The organism is Synechococcus sp. HK05, from assembly GCF_019104765.1.
GTDB lineage: Bacteria > Cyanobacteriota > Cyanobacteriia > PCC-6307 > Cyanobiaceae > Vulcanococcus.
Genome location: NZ_JAHRXJ010000011.1, coordinates 74417 through 91368 on the forward strand (window position 1 = coordinate 74417; position 16952 = coordinate 91368).

Sequence of the window (16952 nt, forward strand, 5' to 3'; positions counted from 1 at the left end):
GGAACGCATGGGGTCCATCAATCCAGTGCCGCCAGACAGGCAGGCTCATCGGCCCTCCAGGCGGGATTGGATGATTTCCTGCTAGAGCCGCCCTCACCCGCCCATGCACGCTGCAGCCAAGGATCTGGTCATCGCCAGCGGCAATGCCGGCAAGGTGCGCGAGTTCGGAAAGCTCCTGGCGGATCTTGGCCTCGAGACCCAACCGCAGCCTCAGGGCCTGGAGGTGGAGGAAACCGGCAACACCTTCGCCGAAAACGCCCGCCTCAAAGCAATCGCCGTGGCCCGCGCCACCAGCTGCTGGGCCCTGGCCGACGATTCCGGCCTGAGCGTCGATGCCCTCGGCGGCGCCCCCGGGGTGCACTCCGCCCGCTATGCCGACAGCGACAGCGCCCGGATCGAACGCCTGCTGCATGAACTAGCAGAGGCTGGAGCCCACACCCCGGCAACCCGCAGCGCCCACTTCACCGCCGCCCTCGCCCTGGCCAACCCGGCGGGCGAGGTGGTGCTGGAGGTGGAAGGGATCTGCCCCGGCCAGATCCTGCAAGCCCCCCGGGGCGAAGGCGGCTTCGGCTACGACCCGGTGTTTTTTGTGCCGGAAGCAGGCCTCACGTTCGCCGAGATGCCTCACAGCCAGAAAGCGGAGCTGGGGCACCGGGGCCGAGCATTTGCCGCCTTGAAACCGCAGCTGCGTGCCGCGTTAACTCACGACAAGCAGTAATCCAACCCCAAGCTCACGCTGCTCTGCGGTGCCCGAGCCTCATCGGGATTGAAGCTATTGCGCGCCGCCATTGCATAGGGCATCGGCCGAATCGAACCGCCTCCGCGCTGGTCGATGCGCAGCAGCTGCACCCGCCGCAGACCCAGCGCATCAGCCGTGGCCTGCGCCTGCCGCTGCCCGTCCGCCAGCGCCTCCCGCAGCAGCCGGGTGCGCAGCTGGGCCTCACTGCTGCTGGCCGCTTCTGCCGTGAAGCCGCGCAGGTTCACGCCGGGCAGGCGACCGGCCGCCTGGATCAAGGCGTCGTAGTTGGCCTTGCTCACGGTGCCCGCCACGGTGGTGGTGGCCCGCTCACGCACCGGGCCCGCGCTGCCGCCGCCACTGCGGTAGGTGGTCGGCGCCGCAATCGTGAGCTTGCCGCTAACGAGGGGGGTGACCGCCTTGCGCACCGCCGCCAACCGCGCCTTCATCTGATCGAGCGCCGCGGCCTTCGTAGGCGCTTCTGCCTCCAGGCCGAGGTTGAAACGGAAGCGATCGAAGGCGGCGCTGCCCTGTTGCTGCACTTGCAGTTGCAGCAAGGTGCCGTTGCATGCGAGCGGTTGCGCCTGAACCGGCAGCGTCAGGGGCAAGGCACTCAGGGCAACCACAGCTAATCGGAGCGCAACCATGTGCGTTGGAGCATCTCCCTTGTGTCTAAGGGCAGCCCATTGGAGCCGTGCGACTGGCCTTGAGGAGATCTGCAACCAGATACAACTGATCGCCTCGCGAGCCCCCTCAACGCACGCCCAGATCCCCCACCGACGGCCGCCATTCCTGCAGCCGCCACTCCACACCGCCACTGCGCACCATTGGGTCCTCGAGAACCAGTGCTTCCGCCTCGGCGTAGTTGGCCGCCTGCAGCTGCAACAGGCCACCACCGCCCGGCCGGCCCTCGCCATCCACCAGATAGCCGCTGCTGATCACCACCCCATCAGCGCGCAGCTGCTCCACCCAGGCGCGATGGGCCTCGAGGTGAGGCTTCATCGCGCTGTAGGGATGCAGGAAGGTTTCCTGCTTCACAAACCAGGGCATCAGGCCGGCGCCCAGCTGCCGTGCAGGCCGTGGGGCACCGCCAGGGGCAGCTCCAGCACCGCCACCTCCGCCAGCGACGCGGCATCCAGGATCACCAGATCGCTGGCGCAGCGGGCGCCGTTCCACACCAAACACAACAGCCAGCCGTCGTCTTCCGCTGTGGCACCCGGGCGGGGCACCATCACCGGCTCGCTCACAAAGCCGCGCGGCGCCGCGCTCCACACCCGGCCTTCGCCGCTGGCCAAATCGAGCTTCTTGATCGCCTGCAGCGGATCGTTGCCGCGCTCGCGCTCGGCCACCGCCATCCAGGCGTAGCGGGCGTTCAAGCCCTGCTGCGCCGGATTCACCATCGCGAATTCGCAGGTGCGCTCCTCCACGAGCTCCTTGCTCACAGCGCCCGTTTCCAGGTTGATGCGGCAGCGCACCAGCTGGCCCGCAGGGATCGATTCGAAATCCACCTGGCGGAAGTCCACATCCGGGCCGATGGAGGGGAAGTCGTCGTAATAGATCGAATCCACCACGAGCTCGTCGCCCTCTTCGAAGGCGTTGAGGTGGTGGAACACGAAGCCCTCCGGCGCCGCAATCTGCAGCGGTTCACGGCCGGCGGCAGTGCCGGAGCTGCGAGGGATCAGCCAGAACTGGCCCTGCTCGCCGGGCTTGGAGCTCAGGCACTGGGCCGCACCTTTCTGGCCCAACACAAAGCCGGTGGGGTTGAAGGCCACCGCGTTCTGGAGGAACACCGCCCAGTTGGGGGTGATGGCGAAGTCGTGCAGGAAGGCGAAGCCTTTGAAGCTGTGCTTGCTATCGGCCAGCAAGGCGCCCTCACTGGAGAACTCCATCAGGCGGATCGTGCTGCGCGGGCCCGCCTTCACGCCGAAGGTCACCATGCGGGGCTCGCCGTGATGGCCGGGATCGAAGCGGGGGTGAGCGCTGAAGGCCTCGCCCTTCTTGAGCAGGCCACCCAAGCGGCTGAGACCGCGGGTTTCGAGGCTGGCGGGATCGAGGGCGTGGGGTTCGGCCGCTTCCCACAGCGCCAGCAGCTGATCACCCAGCCGCACCACATGGGTGTTGGCGATGTTCTTCAGCCGCAGATCGAAGGCGTTGGCGGCGATGCCACCGGGCTTCTGGGTGCCGAACACACCGCGATAGAGAAACTTGCCGGCCTGCTCTTCGGCCTCAAAGCCCTCGGTGCGCACAAAGCGGTTGCGCAGCTCCGCCTGGCCACCTGCAAAACGCAGGGCGGTGATCATGCCGTCGCCATCAAAGGGGTGATGCACCCACTGCCCGCCGCGTTCCAACCGGCCCGGACCGTTGCGATACAGGGTGCCCACCAACTCCGGCGGAATGGTGCCGCGGGCGGCCGTGAGCTGCACACCCTCAAGCTCCACGCCCACGTTGCGGAAGGCGCTGGCCCAGTCGGCGCGGTCGTAAGCGGGAGCAGCGGCGGGGGCGACGGTCATCGGGGCGGCGGCAGGCGCGAGCCCCGATCATCGCGTAACGGAGTGTTAAGGCGTCGCCCAGCGCCAAGCCAGCGCAACTGTCGGGATGTGGGACCAAAACTCAAGAAATCTGAGCCCACCCGCAGACAGAGCTCCAGACACATGCGCACGCAACGCACCTCACGCGCGCCCTAAGGCGCCTGAATCAGGCCCCAGCCCGCTCCAGCACCCCCTTGCTGCTCGGCACCGCACCGGCGCGGCGCGGGTCGATCTCGGTGGCCAGGCGCAGCGCCCGGGCGAAGGCCTTGAAGCAGGCCTCCACGATGTGGTGCGAATTCACCCCGTCCAGCTGGCGGATGTGCAGGGTGAGGCCGGAGTTGTTCACCACCGCCACGAAGAACTCCTTCACCAGCTCCGTGTCGTAGCTGCCGATCTTCTGGGCCGGGATCTGCAGGCCGAAGCTCAGGTGCGGCCGGCCGCTGCAATCGAGCGCCACCTGCACCAGCGCCTCATCGAGCGGCGCCACGAAGTGGCCGAAGCGGTGGATGCCACGGCGGTCGCCCAACGCCTGGGCCAGGGCCTGACCGATGGCGATGCCCACGTCTTCATTGGTGTGGTGATCGTCGATGTGAGTGTCACCTACTGCGTTCACCTCCAGATCGATCAGCCCGTGGCTGCTGATCTGGTGAAGCATGTGATCGAGAAACGGCACGCCGGTGCTGGCCTGGCAGCGACCGGTTCCATCCAAATTGAGCTTGACGCGCACATCGGTTTCGCCGGTGACGCGGTGGATCTCACCTGTGCGCATCAGGCCTGAAAGACGTTGTGGCCATCATCGCGAACCGACTGGATCAGGTCCACACCAGGGCCGTCTCCGGCTCCGGGGGCTGCGCCAGGGGGTGGGCATCCGTGAGCAACAGGCGCGAGATCGATGCGCAGATGCGATTCATCGGCAACGCCAGATCAGCTGGAGCAAAAGGAGTTTCGACAAACGCTCCCAAACGTTCCACGGCGATGAACAGCAGCATCACGACAAAGCCCACCCAAGCCCCAACCGGGGCATAAAGGGCATCCATCCGCAGAAACAGCAGATACCCGAAGCTCCACACCGCCACCCTCACAAATACGTCGTAAGGAGCTGGAAGCGGGTGATTACGGATGCGCTCTAGGCCGCCGAGGGTGTCGGAGATTTGACTGTGAACCCCCAATAACTGCAGACGACCCCATGCATCCACAGCCCCGGAGCGATGCAGCTGCTCAATCGCCCGGGCCTGCTGCAGCAACAACTGATCAGCACTGATCGGTGCGTCAGACCATCGGCTCAAGGCCCAGCGGAGGTGGCTCTGGGAATCAGTGCGGAGCTCAGCATTCATCGTCCAGGCCAACCGCACCTGAGCGTCCAGCAAAGGCGAGATTTGGTCGTGGTCACCCAGAAGGGCCCGCAACAGGTCACGCCAACTACGGCTGTGATTCAACAAGGCTCCCCAGAGCTTGCGCGCCTCCCACCAACGTTCATACGCCTGGCTCTGCCGAAAGCCAGTGAACACCGACACAGCAATGCCCCAGGTGGGTAGAAGCACCTCAGGGGCAAGCATCTGGGCCAGGTTCGGGTTCAGCCGAAGGGATCCCACACAGAGCAGGGCCGCGACCAGAAAATCCGTCCAGAGATGGCGCAGGAGATAGAGAGCAACCTTGAGGCTCCCCAGCGGGCCAACCTGCCGGAGCATCGATCACATCCCCGTGATGCAGTAACCCGCATCCACGTAGATCACCTGGCCGGTAATGCCGCTGGAGAGGGGGCTGGCCAGGAACGCAGCGGTACCGCCCACTTCGTCCTGGGTCACGGTGCGATGCAGGGGGGCCTTCTCCTCCACGTTGTGGATCATGTCGAGGATGCCGCCGATGGCGGAGCTGGCCAGGGTGCGGATCGGGCCGGCGCTAATCGCGTTCACGCGCACCTGCTTCTCGGCCCCCAGCTCGGCAGCCAAATAACGCACAGACGCCTCGAGAGCCGCCTTGGCCACGCCCATCACGTTGTAGTTGGGGATGGCGCGCTCAGCGCCCAGGTAGCTGAGGGTGATCACGCTGGCGCCCTCGTTGAACAGCGGCTTGGCGTAGCGGCAGAGGGGTGCCAGTGAATAGGCGCTCACCTCGAGGGCCCGGGCGAAGCCCTCGGGAGAGATGTTCGAGTAATCGCCCACCAGCTCGTCCTTACCGGCGTAGGCCAGGCAGTGCACGAGCACATCGATCGAGCCCCACTGTTCCTTCACCTTGGCGAACACCGCCTCGATCTGAGCCGGGTCCTGCACATTCAGGGGCTCGAACAGGGTGGGAGCCAGCGGCGCCGTGAGGTCGCGCACCTTGCCCTCAAAGCGGCCCTTCTCATCAGGGAGGTAGGTCACGCCCAGCTCGGCGCCGGCGGCGTGCAGCTGCTGGGCAATGCCCCAGGCGATCGACTTGTTGTTGGCGATGCCCGTCACCAGGGCCTTCTTGCCGCGCAGATCGAGGAGCATGGGGAAAAACGACGCCGGAGCGCTTGCGATCGGGGGATTCTCCCCCAGCCACGGCCGCGGGCCCCAGGCGGCAGGATCGGCGCCTGGATTGCTCCACCCCGTGGCCACCGATTCCCCTAGCGGCCCCCTCAGCGGCGCACAGCTCAGCTGGCCCGAGCAGCCGGGCGAGCTGCCCCGCCAATTCGCCAGCCGCACAGCCCTGGAGGCAGACCTGCGCAGCCTCTTCCCAGAAGCCGAAGGCAGTCTCAGCCCAACACGCGGCGGCCGCCGCCAGGCCGAGGCGCTGCTGGGCCGCATCCAGCCCGCCCGCTACGCCAAGGGGCGCAACTTCCTCGATGGCCCGGTCACCCGCCTATCGCCCTACATCCGCCACGGGGTCCTCAGCCTGGCGGAAGTGCGCGATGCCGTGTTCGCGAAGCTGCAGGCCCCAGGCGGTGGTGGGCGCCAAGCCGGTGAAAAACTGATCAACGAGCTCGGCTGGCGCGACTACTGGCAGCGCCTCTGGCAGCAGCTCGGTGATGGCATCTGGCGTGATCAGGAGGAGCTCAAAACCGGCCATCACCCGGGCGCCTACAGCCCCGAACTCCCAGCCGACGTGGCCGAGGGCCGCACCGGCCTGGCCTGCATGGATGGCTTCATCGCCGAACTGCACGAGACGGGCTGGCTGCACAACCACGCCCGCATGTGGCTGGCGGCCTACCTGGTGCACTGGCGCCGCGTTCGCTGGCAGGCGGGCGCCCAGTGGTTCCTGCGCCACCTGCTCGATGGCGATCCGGCCAGCAACAACCTCAGCTGGCAGTGGGTGGCCAGCAGCTTCAGCCATAAGCCCTACTTCTTCAATCGCGGCAACCTCGAGCGCTACAGCGGCGGCACGTTCTGCCGGAACTGCCCCCTGAGCGAGCAGGGCTGTCCATTCGATGGCAGCTATGAGCAGCTGGAGACCGAGCTGTTCAAGCCGATGCCGAGCGTGCGCGTGGGCAACGACCGCAGCCGTGAGCGCCGCGATCCCCGCCGCCAGGGATCTCCCGCCCCGTCCGCCGCCCTGAGTCGCCCCACCCGCCGCCGCTGAACCGATGCACCACCCCATCCTCTGGATTCACGGCGAGGCGCTCGGCCCCGCCAATCCCGCCCTGCAGGCCTATCCCGGCCGGCCGGCGGTGTTCGTATTTGATGCGGAGCTGCTGGCGGGCCGCAGCCCCACCACCGGCGATCCCGCTGGCGCCGCACCCCAGGCGGTGAGCCTCAAGCGCATCGGGTTTCTCTATGAATGCCTGCTCGAGCTGCCCGTGAGCCTGCGCAAGGGCGATGTAGCCAGCGAAGTCCTCGCCTTCGCCAGGGCCCACAACGCCGATGGCATCGTCACCAGCGCCGGCACCGATCCACGCGTGGAGGCGATCTGCCAGGCCCTCGAGCAGGAGCTGCCGGTGGAAATACTGGAGCCTGAGCCGTTCGTGGAGCTGGACGGGAAGGTGGATCTGGGGCGCTTCAGCCGCTACTGGCGCCGCGCCGAACGGGGAGTGTGGGCCGCGGCCAGCCCAGAGCAGTAAGGCTGCCGCAGCTCAGGAAGCCGGTGGAGCCCCATTCATCAGCTCCTCTTCCTGCTGGCGCACCTCATAGGGGGAGGGCAGCAGGTCTTGCTCTTCCACCAGGGGGAAGGTCTGCACCTTCACATCGGTGGGCTTGCGGGGCGGATCGGTCCACTGCCACTGGGCCTTCGGAGCGCGGGCCTTGCACAGCGCCTCCAGCTCGCGCTTCAGGGTCCGCTGCACGTCTTTACGGGCTACAGCCTCAAAGAACTCAGCGCGGGTGGCCAGGCCGGAGCTAAACGGCGCGCTGCCATTGCCGTTGAACAGCCGGGCCGGATCCGCCAGCCAGCGCGGCTTGCACACCCCCTGCTGGCTGGTGTCGGTTTCCAGCCAGATGTGCAGGCCGTAGCCATCGGGCTGGCTCACCACCGCCAGGCCGTCGTGGGGTTGATTGCGCTGCAAGGGGTAAACCGCCCAGCTCGCGCTGCGATGGGCCGGCACGCAACCCACAAGGGCTGCGGCGAGCAGTAGGCCACTCCAGCAGCGAGGGCGATGCAGCGCAGGTCGAAGCAATGCCAGCCGAGACACAATCGCCGCATCCTGCCCCAACTCCGCCAGAGCCGCTGCCATGGTGCTCACGCCCTCCACGATGCTGCCGCTGGGCACACCGCTGCCTGCCTTCACCCTTGAACAGGTGTGGGGAGCCCATGGAGCCGTAGGCCGCGGCGAACGCGGTGAACCCTGGAGCAGCAGCGCCCTGGCGACCCAGCCGGTGCTGGTGCTGTTCCTCTGCGCCCACTGCCCGTTCGTGAAGCACATCGAACCGGAACTGAGCCGGCTGGAGACCGACTTCGGCAGCCAGGTGCAGATCGTGGCCATCTCCAGCAACAGCACGCTCACCCACCCCCAGGACGGGCCTGAGGGCCTGCGGGAGCAGGCCGAACGCCACGGCTGGCGCTTCCCTTATCTCTTCGATGCCAGCCAGGCCGTAGCGAAAACCTTCCACGCCGCCTGCACCCCGGATCTCTACCTCTTTGATGCCGCCCATCAACTGGTGTATCGAGGCCAGCTGGATGGCAGCCGCCCCGGCAACAGCACGCCACTGGATGGGTGCGATCTACGCACCGCCCTCAAAGCCCTCCTGGCGGGTGAGCCGATCAACCGCGACCAACAACCCTCGATCGGATGCAACATCAAGTGGCATCCAGAAGCAGCCTGAAGATCGGAGAACCGAACAAGGGTCTTAAGGTTGCCTTTATGCAGGTGCCCCCTTTCAGCCTCACCGAGCAGCTCGATGCGCTGGGCGAGCAACTTGATGCCGCCGTTCTGCAGGTGTTGCGCAGCGGCCAGTACATCGGCGGTGGCGTGATCGCCGCCTTCGAGCAGGCATTTGCGAAAGCGGTGGGCACCCCCCACGCCGTGGGCTGCAACAGCGGCACCGATGCCCTGATCTTGGCCTTGCGCGGCCTCGGCGTGGGCCCCGGTGATGAGGTGATCACCTGCTCCTTCAGCTTCTTCGCCACCGCCGAAGCGATCAGCGCCGTGGGCGCCACACCGGTGTTCGTGGATGTGGAGGAGAGCTCCTATCTGATCAACCTCGAGCAGCTGGAGGCGGCGATCACGCCGGCCACCAAGGTGCTGCTACCGGTGCACCTGTTCGGGCGCCCGGTGGATATGGAGCAGGTGTGCGCCATCGCAGCACGCCATGGCTTGAAAGTGGTGGAAGACTGCGCCCAGGCCAGCGGCGCCAGCTGGGCCGGCCGGTCCGTGGGCAGCTGGGGCGATGTGGGCTGCTTCAGCTTCTTCCCCACCAAAAACCTCGGCGGCGCCGGGGACGGCGGCGCCGTGACCTGCCGCGACGACGCCCTGGCTCAACGGATGCGCGAACTAGCGGTGCATGGCATGCCCCGCCGCTACCTGCACACCGAGCTCGGCTACAACAGCCGCCTCGATGCCATCCAGGCCGCGGTGCTCAACGTGAAGCTGCCGCACCTGGAGCGCTGGATCGAGCTGCGCCGCAGCATCGCCGCCCGCTACCGCAGCCAACTCAACGCTGCCAACACGATCCACCTGCCCGAGGCCGGACCTGAAGGCCACAGCTGGAATCAGTTCGTCGTGCGCGTGCCTGCCTGCAGCCCAACTCCGGCCTGCAACCAGAGCTGCACCCCGTCGTCCGATAGCGCCAGTTTTGGCCTGCCGGAAGCCTGCTGCCGCGACTGGCTCAAGCAACAGCTGCAAGAAGCCGGGGTGACCACGATCATCTACTACCCGATCCCCATCCACCGCCAGCCCGCCTACGCCCACCTGGGCTACGCGCCGGGATCCCTGCCTGTCACCGAGCGCCTCTGTTCCGAAGTGCTCAGCCTGCCGATCTTCCCGGAGCTAAGCAGCGTGCAACAGCAGCAGGTGATCGAGGTGCTGAAGGGGCTCTGCGGGCAGCGCAGCGGCACCGCTCAGGCCACTGCAGCCGTCGCTGCCTGAGCGGCGAGCGGCGGCTGATCAGCCAGCTCCAGGTTTCGGCAAGGCGGCGTACAGAGCCTTGAAACGCGCCTGCTGCGTCTTGTGGCTCACCAGCTGGGCCGGATAGCCGCGGCGCTCCATCGGCGCGATCTCGCCGCTGAGCAGGTCTTTGGTGTTCACGTGGCGCAGCTCCGGCAGCCAGTGGCGGATGTACTCGCCCTTGGGATCGAACTTGCTGGCCTGGGTGGCGGGATTGAAAATGCGCAGCGGCTTGGGATCCATGCCGCTGCTGGCGCTCCACTGCCAGCCGCCGTTGTTAGCCGCCAGATCCCCATCCACCAGGCGCTGCATGAAGGCGGTCTCGCCCCAGCGCCAATCGCAGATCAGATCCTTCACTAGATAGGAGGCCACGATCATGCGGCAGCGGTTGTGCATCCAGCCGCTCTCATTGAGCTGACGCATCGCCGCATCAATGATCGGCATGCCCGTGAGCCCTTCGCACCAGGCCTCGTAATGCCCCTGGTTGTTGTCCCAGGGGAGGTGCTTCCACTGCGGTCGGTAGGGACCCTCCGCCAGCTCGGGGAAGTGGAACAGCGCCTGTTGATAAAACTCGCGCCAGGCCAGCTCCTGTTCCCACACGCCAATCGAGGTGAGCGCCTCCTCAGCGCCGCCCAAGGCCACGGCCACCTGGCGCGCTTGTTGAGCCGCCGCCCAGGCCTGGCGCGGGCTGAGGGTGCCGAACTTGAGCGCCGCGCTCAACCCCGAGGTGCCGGCCTCACCAGGCATGTTGCGGCCCGGTTCGTAGCCAAGCAACGGGATGCCGCGACCGCGACCGGGCTCGCCATCGCAAAAGCGCTGCAGCTGTGCCAGCGCCGCGGCCTCTCCAGGCCGGCAGGGGCAGAGATCAGCGCCCTCAAACACCTGCCCCAGTGCCTCGAGGCTGGGCAGACTGGCTTGCAGGGGCAGCGTTGCCCACGCGCGCGCGCGCGGCTCCGGCAGCTCGGCCGGATCGAAATCCACCAGCCCCCCGGGTGCCGGCACCGGCTCCAGGCCGCCCTGCAGCGCTGAACCGGCTCCCGCCTTGCGCTCCACCTGCCCTCGCCAGTTGCGCAGGAACGGGCCATACACGCGATAGGGATCGCCGCCGCCGGTTTTCAGCGCCTCCGGCGCCACCAACAGCTGATCCCAGTCCACAAGCACCTTGCGGCCCGCCGCCTGCAGGGCCGCTGCCACATGCCGGTCGCGGGCACGGCCGTAGGGCTCCACATCCCGGTTCCAGGCCACCACTGGCGCCGCCAGCGCTTCTGCCAGCTGGGGCAGCAGCTCAGCGGGATCGCCCTCCAGCACCAACAGCCGACTACCGGCCTCCCGCCAGCGCTGCTGCAGCTCCTGCAGGCTCTCCAGCAAAAACCACACCCGGGCCGGTGCCATGTCGGCGGCGCTCAGGATCGCCGGATCGAGCACAAACACGCCCGTCACCGCCGGAGTCGCGGCCGCCGCGGCCGCAAGGCCAAGGTTGTCGGCCAGGCGCAGATCGCGCCGATGCCAAAAGATCCAGCGTTCCGCCGCCATCAGAGCCCCAGCAGCTGCTTGGCCCGGAACCAAGCGGTGATGCTCTTGCCGTCGAGGTATTCATCGCCACTGGCGATGGCGGCATCGAGCTCGGCGGGCGTCATCAGCACCACCTCCAGATCTTCATCGTCGTCGCCGGCGGGGCGCTCGCTGAGCTCTGTGAGCTCGCGCGCCAGGAAGAGGTGAATCACCTCATCGGAGTAGCCGGGGCAGGGCAGCATCGCCCCGAGCGCATCCCAGCGGCTGGCGCTGTAGCCCGCCTCCTCCTGCAACTCCCGCTGCATCGTGGAGAGCGGCGTCTCGCCCGGATCGAGCGTGCCGGCGGGGAACTCGAGCAAACGTGTGGCCACCGCAAAGCGGTATTGGCGCAACACCACCACCCGACCATCGCCGAGCACTGGCACCGCCAGGGAGGCGCCAGGGTGCTTGATCACGCCAAAGCTGCCCTCCACCCCCATGGGCAGCTGCACGCGGTTGATCTCAAAGCGCAGCTTGCGGGCATCGAGGCTGGCGGTGGTCTCCAGATGGCGCGCGGGTTCCGGAGCGGGCAGGGGCGCCATGGCAGCAGCGGTGATGCGGTGTTGCCCGCCAGCTTCGCAGGGGCAGCTGAGCAGCGGAGGGGAACACTGCCGTTAACGGCGAGCGAAGGCAACAACGTTGCCCGCGTTCTCGACCAACGCTCTCCATGGGTGAGCCCACATGTCCAACAACGTGAGCCCACCCCTGGACACACCACACCCAAAGCCCCATGAACGGCCCCATCCAGCGGATCAACGCCCATGCCGCGCGGCATGGGCTAGCTGAACTAATGGATCGCGCGCACGCCGGTGAGCGATTCGTGCTCACCAAATACGGGAAGCCATGGGCTCAACTGCTTCCACTCCCCCGGGAAGCGCAGAGACCGCAACGGCAACCAGGCCGGCTGCGGCAGCTCGGCCCCCTGCAGGATCCACGCCTCTTGTTGCGGCGATGAAGCTGCTGCTCGACAGCCATGTGCTGCTGTGGTGGTGGTGCTGTCCTGCGCTGCTCTCCTCAAAGGTGCAGGCGCTGTTGCAAGCACCGGATCAGCCGGTGATGGTGAGTGCAGCCTCCCTCTGGGAACTCAGCCTGGCGGTGGAGGAGGGGGCGCTGCCGGAGCTAGCTCCCGTGATCTGGGAGCTCCCCCAACTGGTGCTGGATGAGGGCTTTGCACTCCTCGCCATCAACGCGCAACACAGCCTGCTGGCGGGTCAATGGCACGCCCGCGGCAAACACCCCCAACCGGATGCTGTGGACCGATGTCTGCTGGCCCAAGCCCAAAGCGAAGGGCTGAACTTGGTGAGCAGCGATCTCGCTCTGCGCGGCCACGGCGTACCTGTGATCTGGTGACTGAGTGATTAACCCTGGGTGGCCTCCAACAACACCGATAGGGGCGGGAAACCCGTTGGGATCTGGAAGGGCGTTCTGCGCTCGATCGCCCGCAGCGGCGCCAGCACGAAGGCCCGCTGGTGCCAGCGGGGATGGGGGAGTTGCAGCGCGGGGCTGTCGCAGCGCAACTCCCCCCACCAGAGCAGATCGAGATCCAGGCTGCGCGGGCCCCAATGCTCCAGCCGTTGCCGGCCAAACGCCAGCTCCAGCTGCTGCAACCCGTGCAGGAGCTCCTGGGCGGCGCCTTGGCTCGGCAACCGCCGCAGCTCAACCACCAGCGCAGCGTTGACGTAATCCGGCTGACCGGGCGGCCCTCCCACCGGAGCACTACGAATCAGCGGCGACCAGTGCATCACGCAGGATTCACCCGCCCAGGCGTGCAGCAAGCCTTCGAGCCGAGGGCGCACAGCCAAGAGCGTCTCGCCAGGCCCGCCAGCTGGGCTTGGAAGATTGGCACCCAAACCAATCGCCAAGGCTGCCCCCCCCACGCCAGCGGGCTCGATCACGTTGGAGAACCCGACAGCCATAGCCACCACGGCGACGCCCGCAAGACCCGATGCCAACCCGGGGGGCCCGCCTGACCCGCATGGGTCACCACAGCCACCACGCCATGGCGGCGCGCCAGAGCGGCCAGCTGCTCAGGCTTCAGCTGGCCGTAAGCCTCCACCAGCCGCCGCTCAGCGGCAGCACCTCCAGGTCCCGCTTGCAACACCGCCGCGCCGCCGGATAGCTCAGCCAGCCGCTTGGCCCACTCCCCCAGCGCACGCATGGAGCCAGGAACCTGGCGGAATTGCACCACCTGAGCGCGGCGGGTTCGCAGGGCGAGATCAGAAAACCCACCGGGCGGCGTCAGCACTCGCTCGCCCTGGGTGGTGTGCGCCATCAACGCCTCATAGAGCTCGGCTTTATCCGCGGGCAGGGCATAGGCCTGCCCAGGGCGCAACACCGTGCCATGGGTGGAGAGCACCGCGGAGATTCCCAGCAGCACCGGTAAACCAACGGCGGCCAGCCAACGGGGCAGCGAACTCTGCGCCTGCAAGGCTCGCGCCCCGAGCAACACCAAGGCGAGCGGCACCAGCGTGTCGGCGAAGCGGAAGGGATAAAGCTGCACCAACCAACTCTCGGGATGCACCAGGCTCACCAGCAGCCCCAGGCCGAAGGGCACCAGAGCCAGGGCCGACCAAAGCCATAAGTCGCGGCAGGCCTGCACCTCCGCGGCAGGAAAGCCCCGATCAACGTCACGACCCAGCCAACGCCCCAGCCACCCCCAGCCCAGCAGCACCACAACCACCGCCAACCAACCGGCCCGCCAGCTGGCGGGCACCAGGTGGTGCGGATGGCGGAACACCACATACAGCCAATCGGCGCTGAAGCGCTGGGCCTGATCCGGCGTGGAGGCTGCCAGCTCGCTCAGCCTCCCCAACACAGGCTGGTAGAGCGCAAACGCTCCCAGCAACACACCGGCGAGCCCCAGCCACCAGCGCCAGCGGTGCTGGTGGGATCGAAGCCAGGCCAGGGCCGCCAGCGTGATCGCTCCATACCCGCCCACGAGCACGTGAGCCGAGCAAGCCAGACCGGCCTGCAACCCGCCCCAGCCCGCGCGCCCCCGCCGCCAGCTCACAAAGGCCAGCAGCAGCAAGGCATACGCAAACGTTTTGGGCTCCGCCGAGCCCAGCACCCACTCGCCAGCCACCATTCCCTGGCGCGGCAACCACAGGGCCAGGGCCGCCAACAACCAGGGCAAGGCGAGCCCGAGCTCCATCGCCAGCGCCACCACACCCCAACACCAGAGGGCGTAGCCGGCCAGGCGAATCAGCAGAGACCCCGCCACGAAACCAAGGCCATGCAGCACCCGCCCCGCCAGATCCAGAAACAGCCACTGATGCGGCTGGGGCTGGTTGAGATACCAATCCAAGGGCAACCAATCCGGCCGGATCCGCTGCAGGGCCAGCGGCAGCTTGTCGGCCTCGTTGGTGTCGAAGCAATCCGCCAGCAGCACCACCAAGGCCACGGCGGCCAAACAAATCAGTGCCTGCCGGATTCGGGCCCGCCAACGCCGGGCGCCGACCTGATCAGAGAGACTTGTCGCCACCTTTGGTGCGTTGCTCCCGTCCATGCTTGCAAGCACCCGCCCCGAGCCTGCGAATGATGCCGCTCAGCGGGCCTTCCCCCTGGCGGCCATCACCGGCCACGGCACCCTGAAGCTGGCCCTGCTCCTGGCCGCGGTGGATCCAGGGCTGGGGGGTGTGGTGATTGCCGGTGGGCGCGGCACCGGCAAATCGGTGCTGGCCCGGGGCCTGCATGCCCTGCTGCCACCCATCGATGTGCTGGATCTGGGCACGGCAGCCGCCGGCCAAGCGGCACCAACGGGGCTCAACATCGATCCGCAGCGCCCAGACGACTGGGATGAACCCACCCGCCGGCGTCTCACCGAACTCGGCGCCGATCCGAGTGGTAACGATGCCGCAGCCCTGCTGCCCACCAAGGTGATCCCGGCGCCCTTCGTGCAGGTGCCCCTGGGCATCACCGAAGACCGGCTGGTGGGATCCGTGGATGTGACCGCCTCCTTGGCCAGCGGCCAGGCGATGTTTCAACCGGGCCTGCTGGCCGAAGCGCACCGGGGCGTGCTTTACGTCGACGAGCTGAACCTGCTCGACGACAACATCACCAACCTGCTGCTGGCCGCGGTGAGCAGCGGTGAGAACCGGATCGAGCGCGAGGGCCTCAGCCTCAGCCACCCCTGTCGCTGCCTGCTGATCGCCACCTACAACCCCGAGGAAGGGGCCGTGCGCGATCACCTGCTCGATCGCTTCGCGATCGCCCTCTCGGCTAACCAAGTACTGGAGCTCGATCAACGGGTGGAGATCGCGCGCAGCGCCATCGGCCACGCCGAATCCACGAAAGCGTTCGCGGCTCGCTTCCAGGAGGACACCGACGCCCTCGCCACCCAGCTGCTGCTGGCGCGCCAGTGGCTGCCCGATGTGCAGATCACGCGCGAGCAGATCGCCTACCTGGTGAATGAAGCCCTGCGGGGCGGCGTCGAGGGCCACCGCAGTGAGCTCTACGCCGTGCGTGTGGCCCGTGCCCATGCCGCCCTGAGCGGCCGCGACCGGGTGGAAGCAGACGACCTGCAGGTGGCGGTGCGCCTGGTGATCGCCCCCCGCGCCCTGCAGCTGCCGCCGCCGGATCCCGACCAGCCGATGGAGCCCCCGCCGCCGCCCCCGCCGCAGGGCGAACAACCGCCTGAAGAGCCCGAGCAACCTGAAAACGAGCAGGAGCCCGACGAGCCGGAAGACGACAACAACGACGAAGACGACACCCCCGAGGATCAGGCACCGCCTTCGATCCCCGAGGAGTTCATGCTCGATCCGGAGGCCACGGCCATCGATCCGGATCTGCTGCTCTTCAACGCCGGCAAGGCCAAAACGGGCGGCAGCGGCAGCCGCGCTGTGGTGTTCAGCGACTCCCGCGGCCGCTACGTAAAGCCGATGCTGCCCCGCGGCCCGGTGAAGCGCATCGCCGTGGACGCCACCCTGCGCGCTGCTGCGCCGTATCAGAAAACCCGGCGCGAACGCGAACCGCACCGCAAAGTGGTGGTGGAAGACAGCGACCTGCGCGCCAAGCAGCTGCAGCGCAAGGCCGGCGCCCTGGTGATCTTCCTGGTGGATGCCAGCGGCTCGATGGCGCTGAACCGCATGCAGAGCGCCAAGGGCGCCGTGATCCGCCTGCTCACTGAGGCCTACGAAAACCGCGACGAAGTGGCGCTGATTCCCTTCCGCGGCGAAGCCGCCGAGGTGCTGCTGCCCCCGACTCGCTCGATCACCGCCGCCCGCCGGCGCCTGGAGTCGATGCCCTGCGGCGGCGGCTCACCCTTGGCCCACGGCCTCTCTCAGGCCGCGCGCGTGGGCGCCAACGCCCTGGCCACCGGCGATCTCGGCCAGGTGGTGGTGGTGGCGATCACCGACGGCCGGGGCAACGTGCCGCTCAGCCGTTCCCTCGGCCAGCCCGAACTTGAGGGCGAAGAACCCGTGGATCTCAAAGAAGAGGTGAAACAGGTGGCCAGCCGCTACCGCGCCCTTGGGATCAAGCTGCTGGTGATCGACACCGAACGCAAGTTCATTGGCAGCGGCATGGGCAAGGACCTCGCCGATGCCGCCGGTGGCAAATACGTGCAGCTGCCCAAGGCCAGCGATCAGGCGATCGCCGCGATTGCGATGGAGGCGATCAGCGGTGTTTAGCGCCCGGTGAT

The 16952-nt window shown here is 67.6% G+C and carries 18 protein-coding genes; 7 read left to right on the forward strand and 11 right to left on the reverse strand.

Features of this window, described 5'->3' with window-relative positions; translation table 11 throughout:
• Positions 1–103: 103 nt before the first annotated feature.
• Entirely contained in the window at positions 104–718 is a 615-nt protein-coding gene (gene rdgB / locus KUL97_RS09860) for an RdgB/HAM1 family non-canonical purine NTP pyrophosphatase (protein ID WP_217796824.1), read from the forward strand.
• Here the strand turns inward: rdgB and KUL97_RS09865 are convergent.
• From KUL97_RS09865 to fabI, 6 genes are all read right to left on the reverse strand, one after another.
• A complete protein-coding gene (locus KUL97_RS09865) occupies positions 703–1344 on the reverse strand; it encodes an SIMPL domain-containing protein (RefSeq protein ID WP_254896410.1) in 642 nt (213 codons plus the stop codon). The two genes, rdgB and KUL97_RS09865, sit on opposite strands and share 16 nt — an antisense overlap.
• 145 nt (positions 1345–1489) lie before the next feature.
• Complete coding sequence (locus KUL97_RS09870) at positions 1490–1786, reverse strand: YciI family protein (protein ID WP_217796826.1); 297 nt, start codon at positions 1784–1786, stop codon at positions 1490–1492.
• The gene (locus KUL97_RS09875) at positions 1786–3246 is read right to left on the reverse strand and encodes a carotenoid oxygenase family protein (protein WP_217796827.1); all 1461 of its coding nucleotides are present in this window, start codon (positions 3244–3246) and stop codon (positions 1786–1788) included. Before KUL97_RS09875 ends, KUL97_RS09870 begins: the two co-directional genes overlap by 1 nt.
• A 184-nt stretch (positions 3247–3430) precedes the next feature.
• Complete coding sequence (hisB, locus tag KUL97_RS09880; protein WP_217796828.1) at positions 3431–4033, reverse strand: imidazoleglycerol-phosphate dehydratase HisB; 603 nt, start codon at positions 4031–4033, stop codon at positions 3431–3433.
• Positions 4034–4076: 43 nt separating this feature from the next.
• Positions 4077–4952, reverse strand: coding sequence for a bestrophin family ion channel (locus tag KUL97_RS09885; protein WP_217796829.1), 876 nt, complete (start codon positions 4950–4952; stop codon positions 4077–4079).
• Between the two features lie 3 nt (positions 4953–4955).
• Positions 4956–5738, reverse strand: coding sequence for an enoyl-ACP reductase FabI (gene fabI / locus KUL97_RS09890; RefSeq protein WP_217796830.1), 783 nt, complete (start codon positions 5736–5738; stop codon positions 4956–4958).
• Positions 5739–5838: 100 nt separating this feature from the next.
• Between fabI and KUL97_RS09895 the strand changes: the two genes are divergently transcribed.
• On the forward strand, positions 5839–6807 hold the full coding sequence (locus KUL97_RS09895; protein ID WP_368656135.1) for an FAD-binding domain-containing protein: 969 nt from the start codon (positions 5839–5841) through the stop codon (positions 6805–6807).
• 4 nt (positions 6808–6811) lie between these two features.
• On the forward strand, positions 6812–7285 hold the full coding sequence (locus tag KUL97_RS09900) for a deoxyribodipyrimidine photo-lyase (protein ID WP_217796832.1): 474 nt from the start codon (positions 6812–6814) through the stop codon (positions 7283–7285).
• 12 nt (positions 7286–7297) lie between these two features.
• On the opposite strand, the gene KUL97_RS09905 is transcribed toward KUL97_RS09900, so the two are convergent.
• Complete coding sequence (locus tag KUL97_RS09905; protein ID WP_217797291.1) at positions 7298–7894, reverse strand: hypothetical protein; 597 nt, start codon at positions 7892–7894, stop codon at positions 7298–7300.
• Between KUL97_RS09905 and KUL97_RS09910 the strand changes: the two genes are divergently transcribed.
• Together KUL97_RS09910 and KUL97_RS09915 are read left to right on the forward strand one after the other, a co-directional pair.
• Positions 7893–8483: a thioredoxin family protein gene (locus tag KUL97_RS09910; RefSeq protein WP_217796833.1), complete on the forward strand. Its 591-nt coding sequence runs from the start codon at positions 7893–7895 to the stop codon at positions 8481–8483. The two genes, KUL97_RS09905 and KUL97_RS09910, sit on opposite strands and share 2 nt — an antisense overlap.
• 38 nt (positions 8484–8521) lie before the next feature.
• Positions 8522–9745, forward strand: coding sequence for a DegT/DnrJ/EryC1/StrS aminotransferase family protein (locus tag KUL97_RS09915; RefSeq protein ID WP_217796834.1), 1224 nt, complete (start codon positions 8522–8524; stop codon positions 9743–9745).
• An 18-nt stretch (positions 9746–9763) separates the two neighbouring features.
• Here KUL97_RS09915 and KUL97_RS09920 read toward each other — a convergent pair whose 3' ends face one another.
• Together KUL97_RS09920 and KUL97_RS09925 are read right to left on the reverse strand one after the other, a co-directional pair.
• On the reverse strand, positions 9764–11296 hold the full coding sequence (locus KUL97_RS09920) for a deoxyribodipyrimidine photo-lyase (protein ID WP_217796835.1): 1533 nt from the start codon (positions 11294–11296) through the stop codon (positions 9764–9766).
• Complete coding sequence (locus KUL97_RS09925; protein WP_217796836.1) at positions 11296–11856, reverse strand: NUDIX domain-containing protein; 561 nt, start codon at positions 11854–11856, stop codon at positions 11296–11298. Before KUL97_RS09925 ends, KUL97_RS09920 begins: the two co-directional genes overlap by 1 nt.
• 409 nt (positions 11857–12265) lie before the next feature.
• On the opposite strand from KUL97_RS09925, the gene KUL97_RS09930 reads away from it, so the two are divergent.
• Positions 12266–12664, forward strand: a complete 399-nt coding sequence (locus KUL97_RS09930; protein WP_217796837.1) for a type II toxin-antitoxin system VapC family toxin — start codon at positions 12266–12268, stop codon at positions 12662–12664.
• Between the two features lie 8 nt (positions 12665–12672).
• Here KUL97_RS09930 and folK read toward each other — a convergent pair whose 3' ends face one another.
• Positions 12673–13230 (reverse strand): 2-amino-4-hydroxy-6-hydroxymethyldihydropteridine diphosphokinase, encoded by a 558-nt coding sequence (folK, locus tag KUL97_RS09935; protein ID WP_217796838.1) that lies wholly within the window; start codon positions 13228–13230, stop codon positions 12673–12675.
• Entirely contained in the window at positions 13206–14714 is a 1509-nt protein-coding gene (locus tag KUL97_RS09940; protein ID WP_368656161.1) for a DUF6798 domain-containing protein, read from the reverse strand. Before KUL97_RS09940 ends, folK begins: the two co-directional genes overlap by 25 nt.
• 103 nt (positions 14715–14817) lie before the next feature.
• On the opposite strand from KUL97_RS09940, the gene bchD reads away from it, so the two are divergent.
• Positions 14818–16941, forward strand: a complete 2124-nt coding sequence (gene bchD, locus KUL97_RS09945) for a magnesium chelatase ATPase subunit D (RefSeq protein ID WP_217796840.1) — start codon at positions 14818–14820, stop codon at positions 16939–16941.
• Positions 16942–16952: the final 11 nt, after the last annotated feature.

What these genes read in the sequence shown, in the direction of transcription:
- rdgB (WP_217796824.1), top strand. Translation starts at nt 104, where the DNA reads ATGCACGCTGCAGCCAAGGATCTGGTCATCGCCAGCGGCAATGCCGGC.
- KUL97_RS09870 (WP_217796826.1), bottom strand. Translation starts at nt 1,786, where the DNA reads ATGCCCTGGTTTGTGAAGCAGGAAACCTTCCTGCATCCCTACAGCGCG.
- KUL97_RS09875 (WP_217796827.1), bottom strand. Translation starts at nt 3,246, where the DNA reads ATGACCGTCGCCCCCGCCGCTGCTCCCGCTTACGACCGCGCCGACTGG.
- hisB (WP_217796828.1), bottom strand. Translation starts at nt 4,033, where the DNA reads ATGCGCACAGGTGAGATCCACCGCGTCACCGGCGAAACCGATGTGCGC.
- KUL97_RS09885 (WP_217796829.1), bottom strand. Translation starts at nt 4,952, where the DNA reads ATGCTCCGGCAGGTTGGCCCGCTGGGGAGCCTCAAGGTTGCTCTCTAT.
- fabI (WP_217796830.1), bottom strand. Translation starts at nt 5,738, where the DNA reads ATGCTCCTCGATCTGCGCGGCAAGAAGGCCCTGGTGACGGGCATCGCC.
- KUL97_RS09900 (WP_217796832.1), top strand. Translation starts at nt 6,812, where the DNA reads ATGCACCACCCCATCCTCTGGATTCACGGCGAGGCGCTCGGCCCCGCC.
- KUL97_RS09910 (WP_217796833.1), top strand. Translation starts at nt 7,893, where the DNA reads ATGGTGCTCACGCCCTCCACGATGCTGCCGCTGGGCACACCGCTGCCT.
- KUL97_RS09905 (WP_217797291.1), bottom strand. Translation starts at nt 7,894, where the DNA reads ATGGCAGCGGCTCTGGCGGAGTTGGGGCAGGATGCGGCGATTGTGTCT.
- KUL97_RS09915 (WP_217796834.1), top strand. Translation starts at nt 8,522, where the DNA reads ATGCAGGTGCCCCCTTTCAGCCTCACCGAGCAGCTCGATGCGCTGGGC.
- KUL97_RS09920 (WP_217796835.1), bottom strand. Translation starts at nt 11,296, where the DNA reads ATGGCGGCGGAACGCTGGATCTTTTGGCATCGGCGCGATCTGCGCCTG.
- KUL97_RS09925 (WP_217796836.1), bottom strand. Translation starts at nt 11,856, where the DNA reads ATGGCGCCCCTGCCCGCTCCGGAACCCGCGCGCCATCTGGAGACCACC.
- KUL97_RS09930 (WP_217796837.1), top strand. Translation starts at nt 12,266, where the DNA reads ATGAAGCTGCTGCTCGACAGCCATGTGCTGCTGTGGTGGTGGTGCTGT.
- folK (WP_217796838.1), bottom strand. Translation starts at nt 13,230, where the DNA reads ATGGCTGTCGGGTTCTCCAACGTGATCGAGCCCGCTGGCGTGGGGGGG.
- bchD (WP_217796840.1), top strand. Translation starts at nt 14,818, where the DNA reads ATGCTTGCAAGCACCCGCCCCGAGCCTGCGAATGATGCCGCTCAGCGG.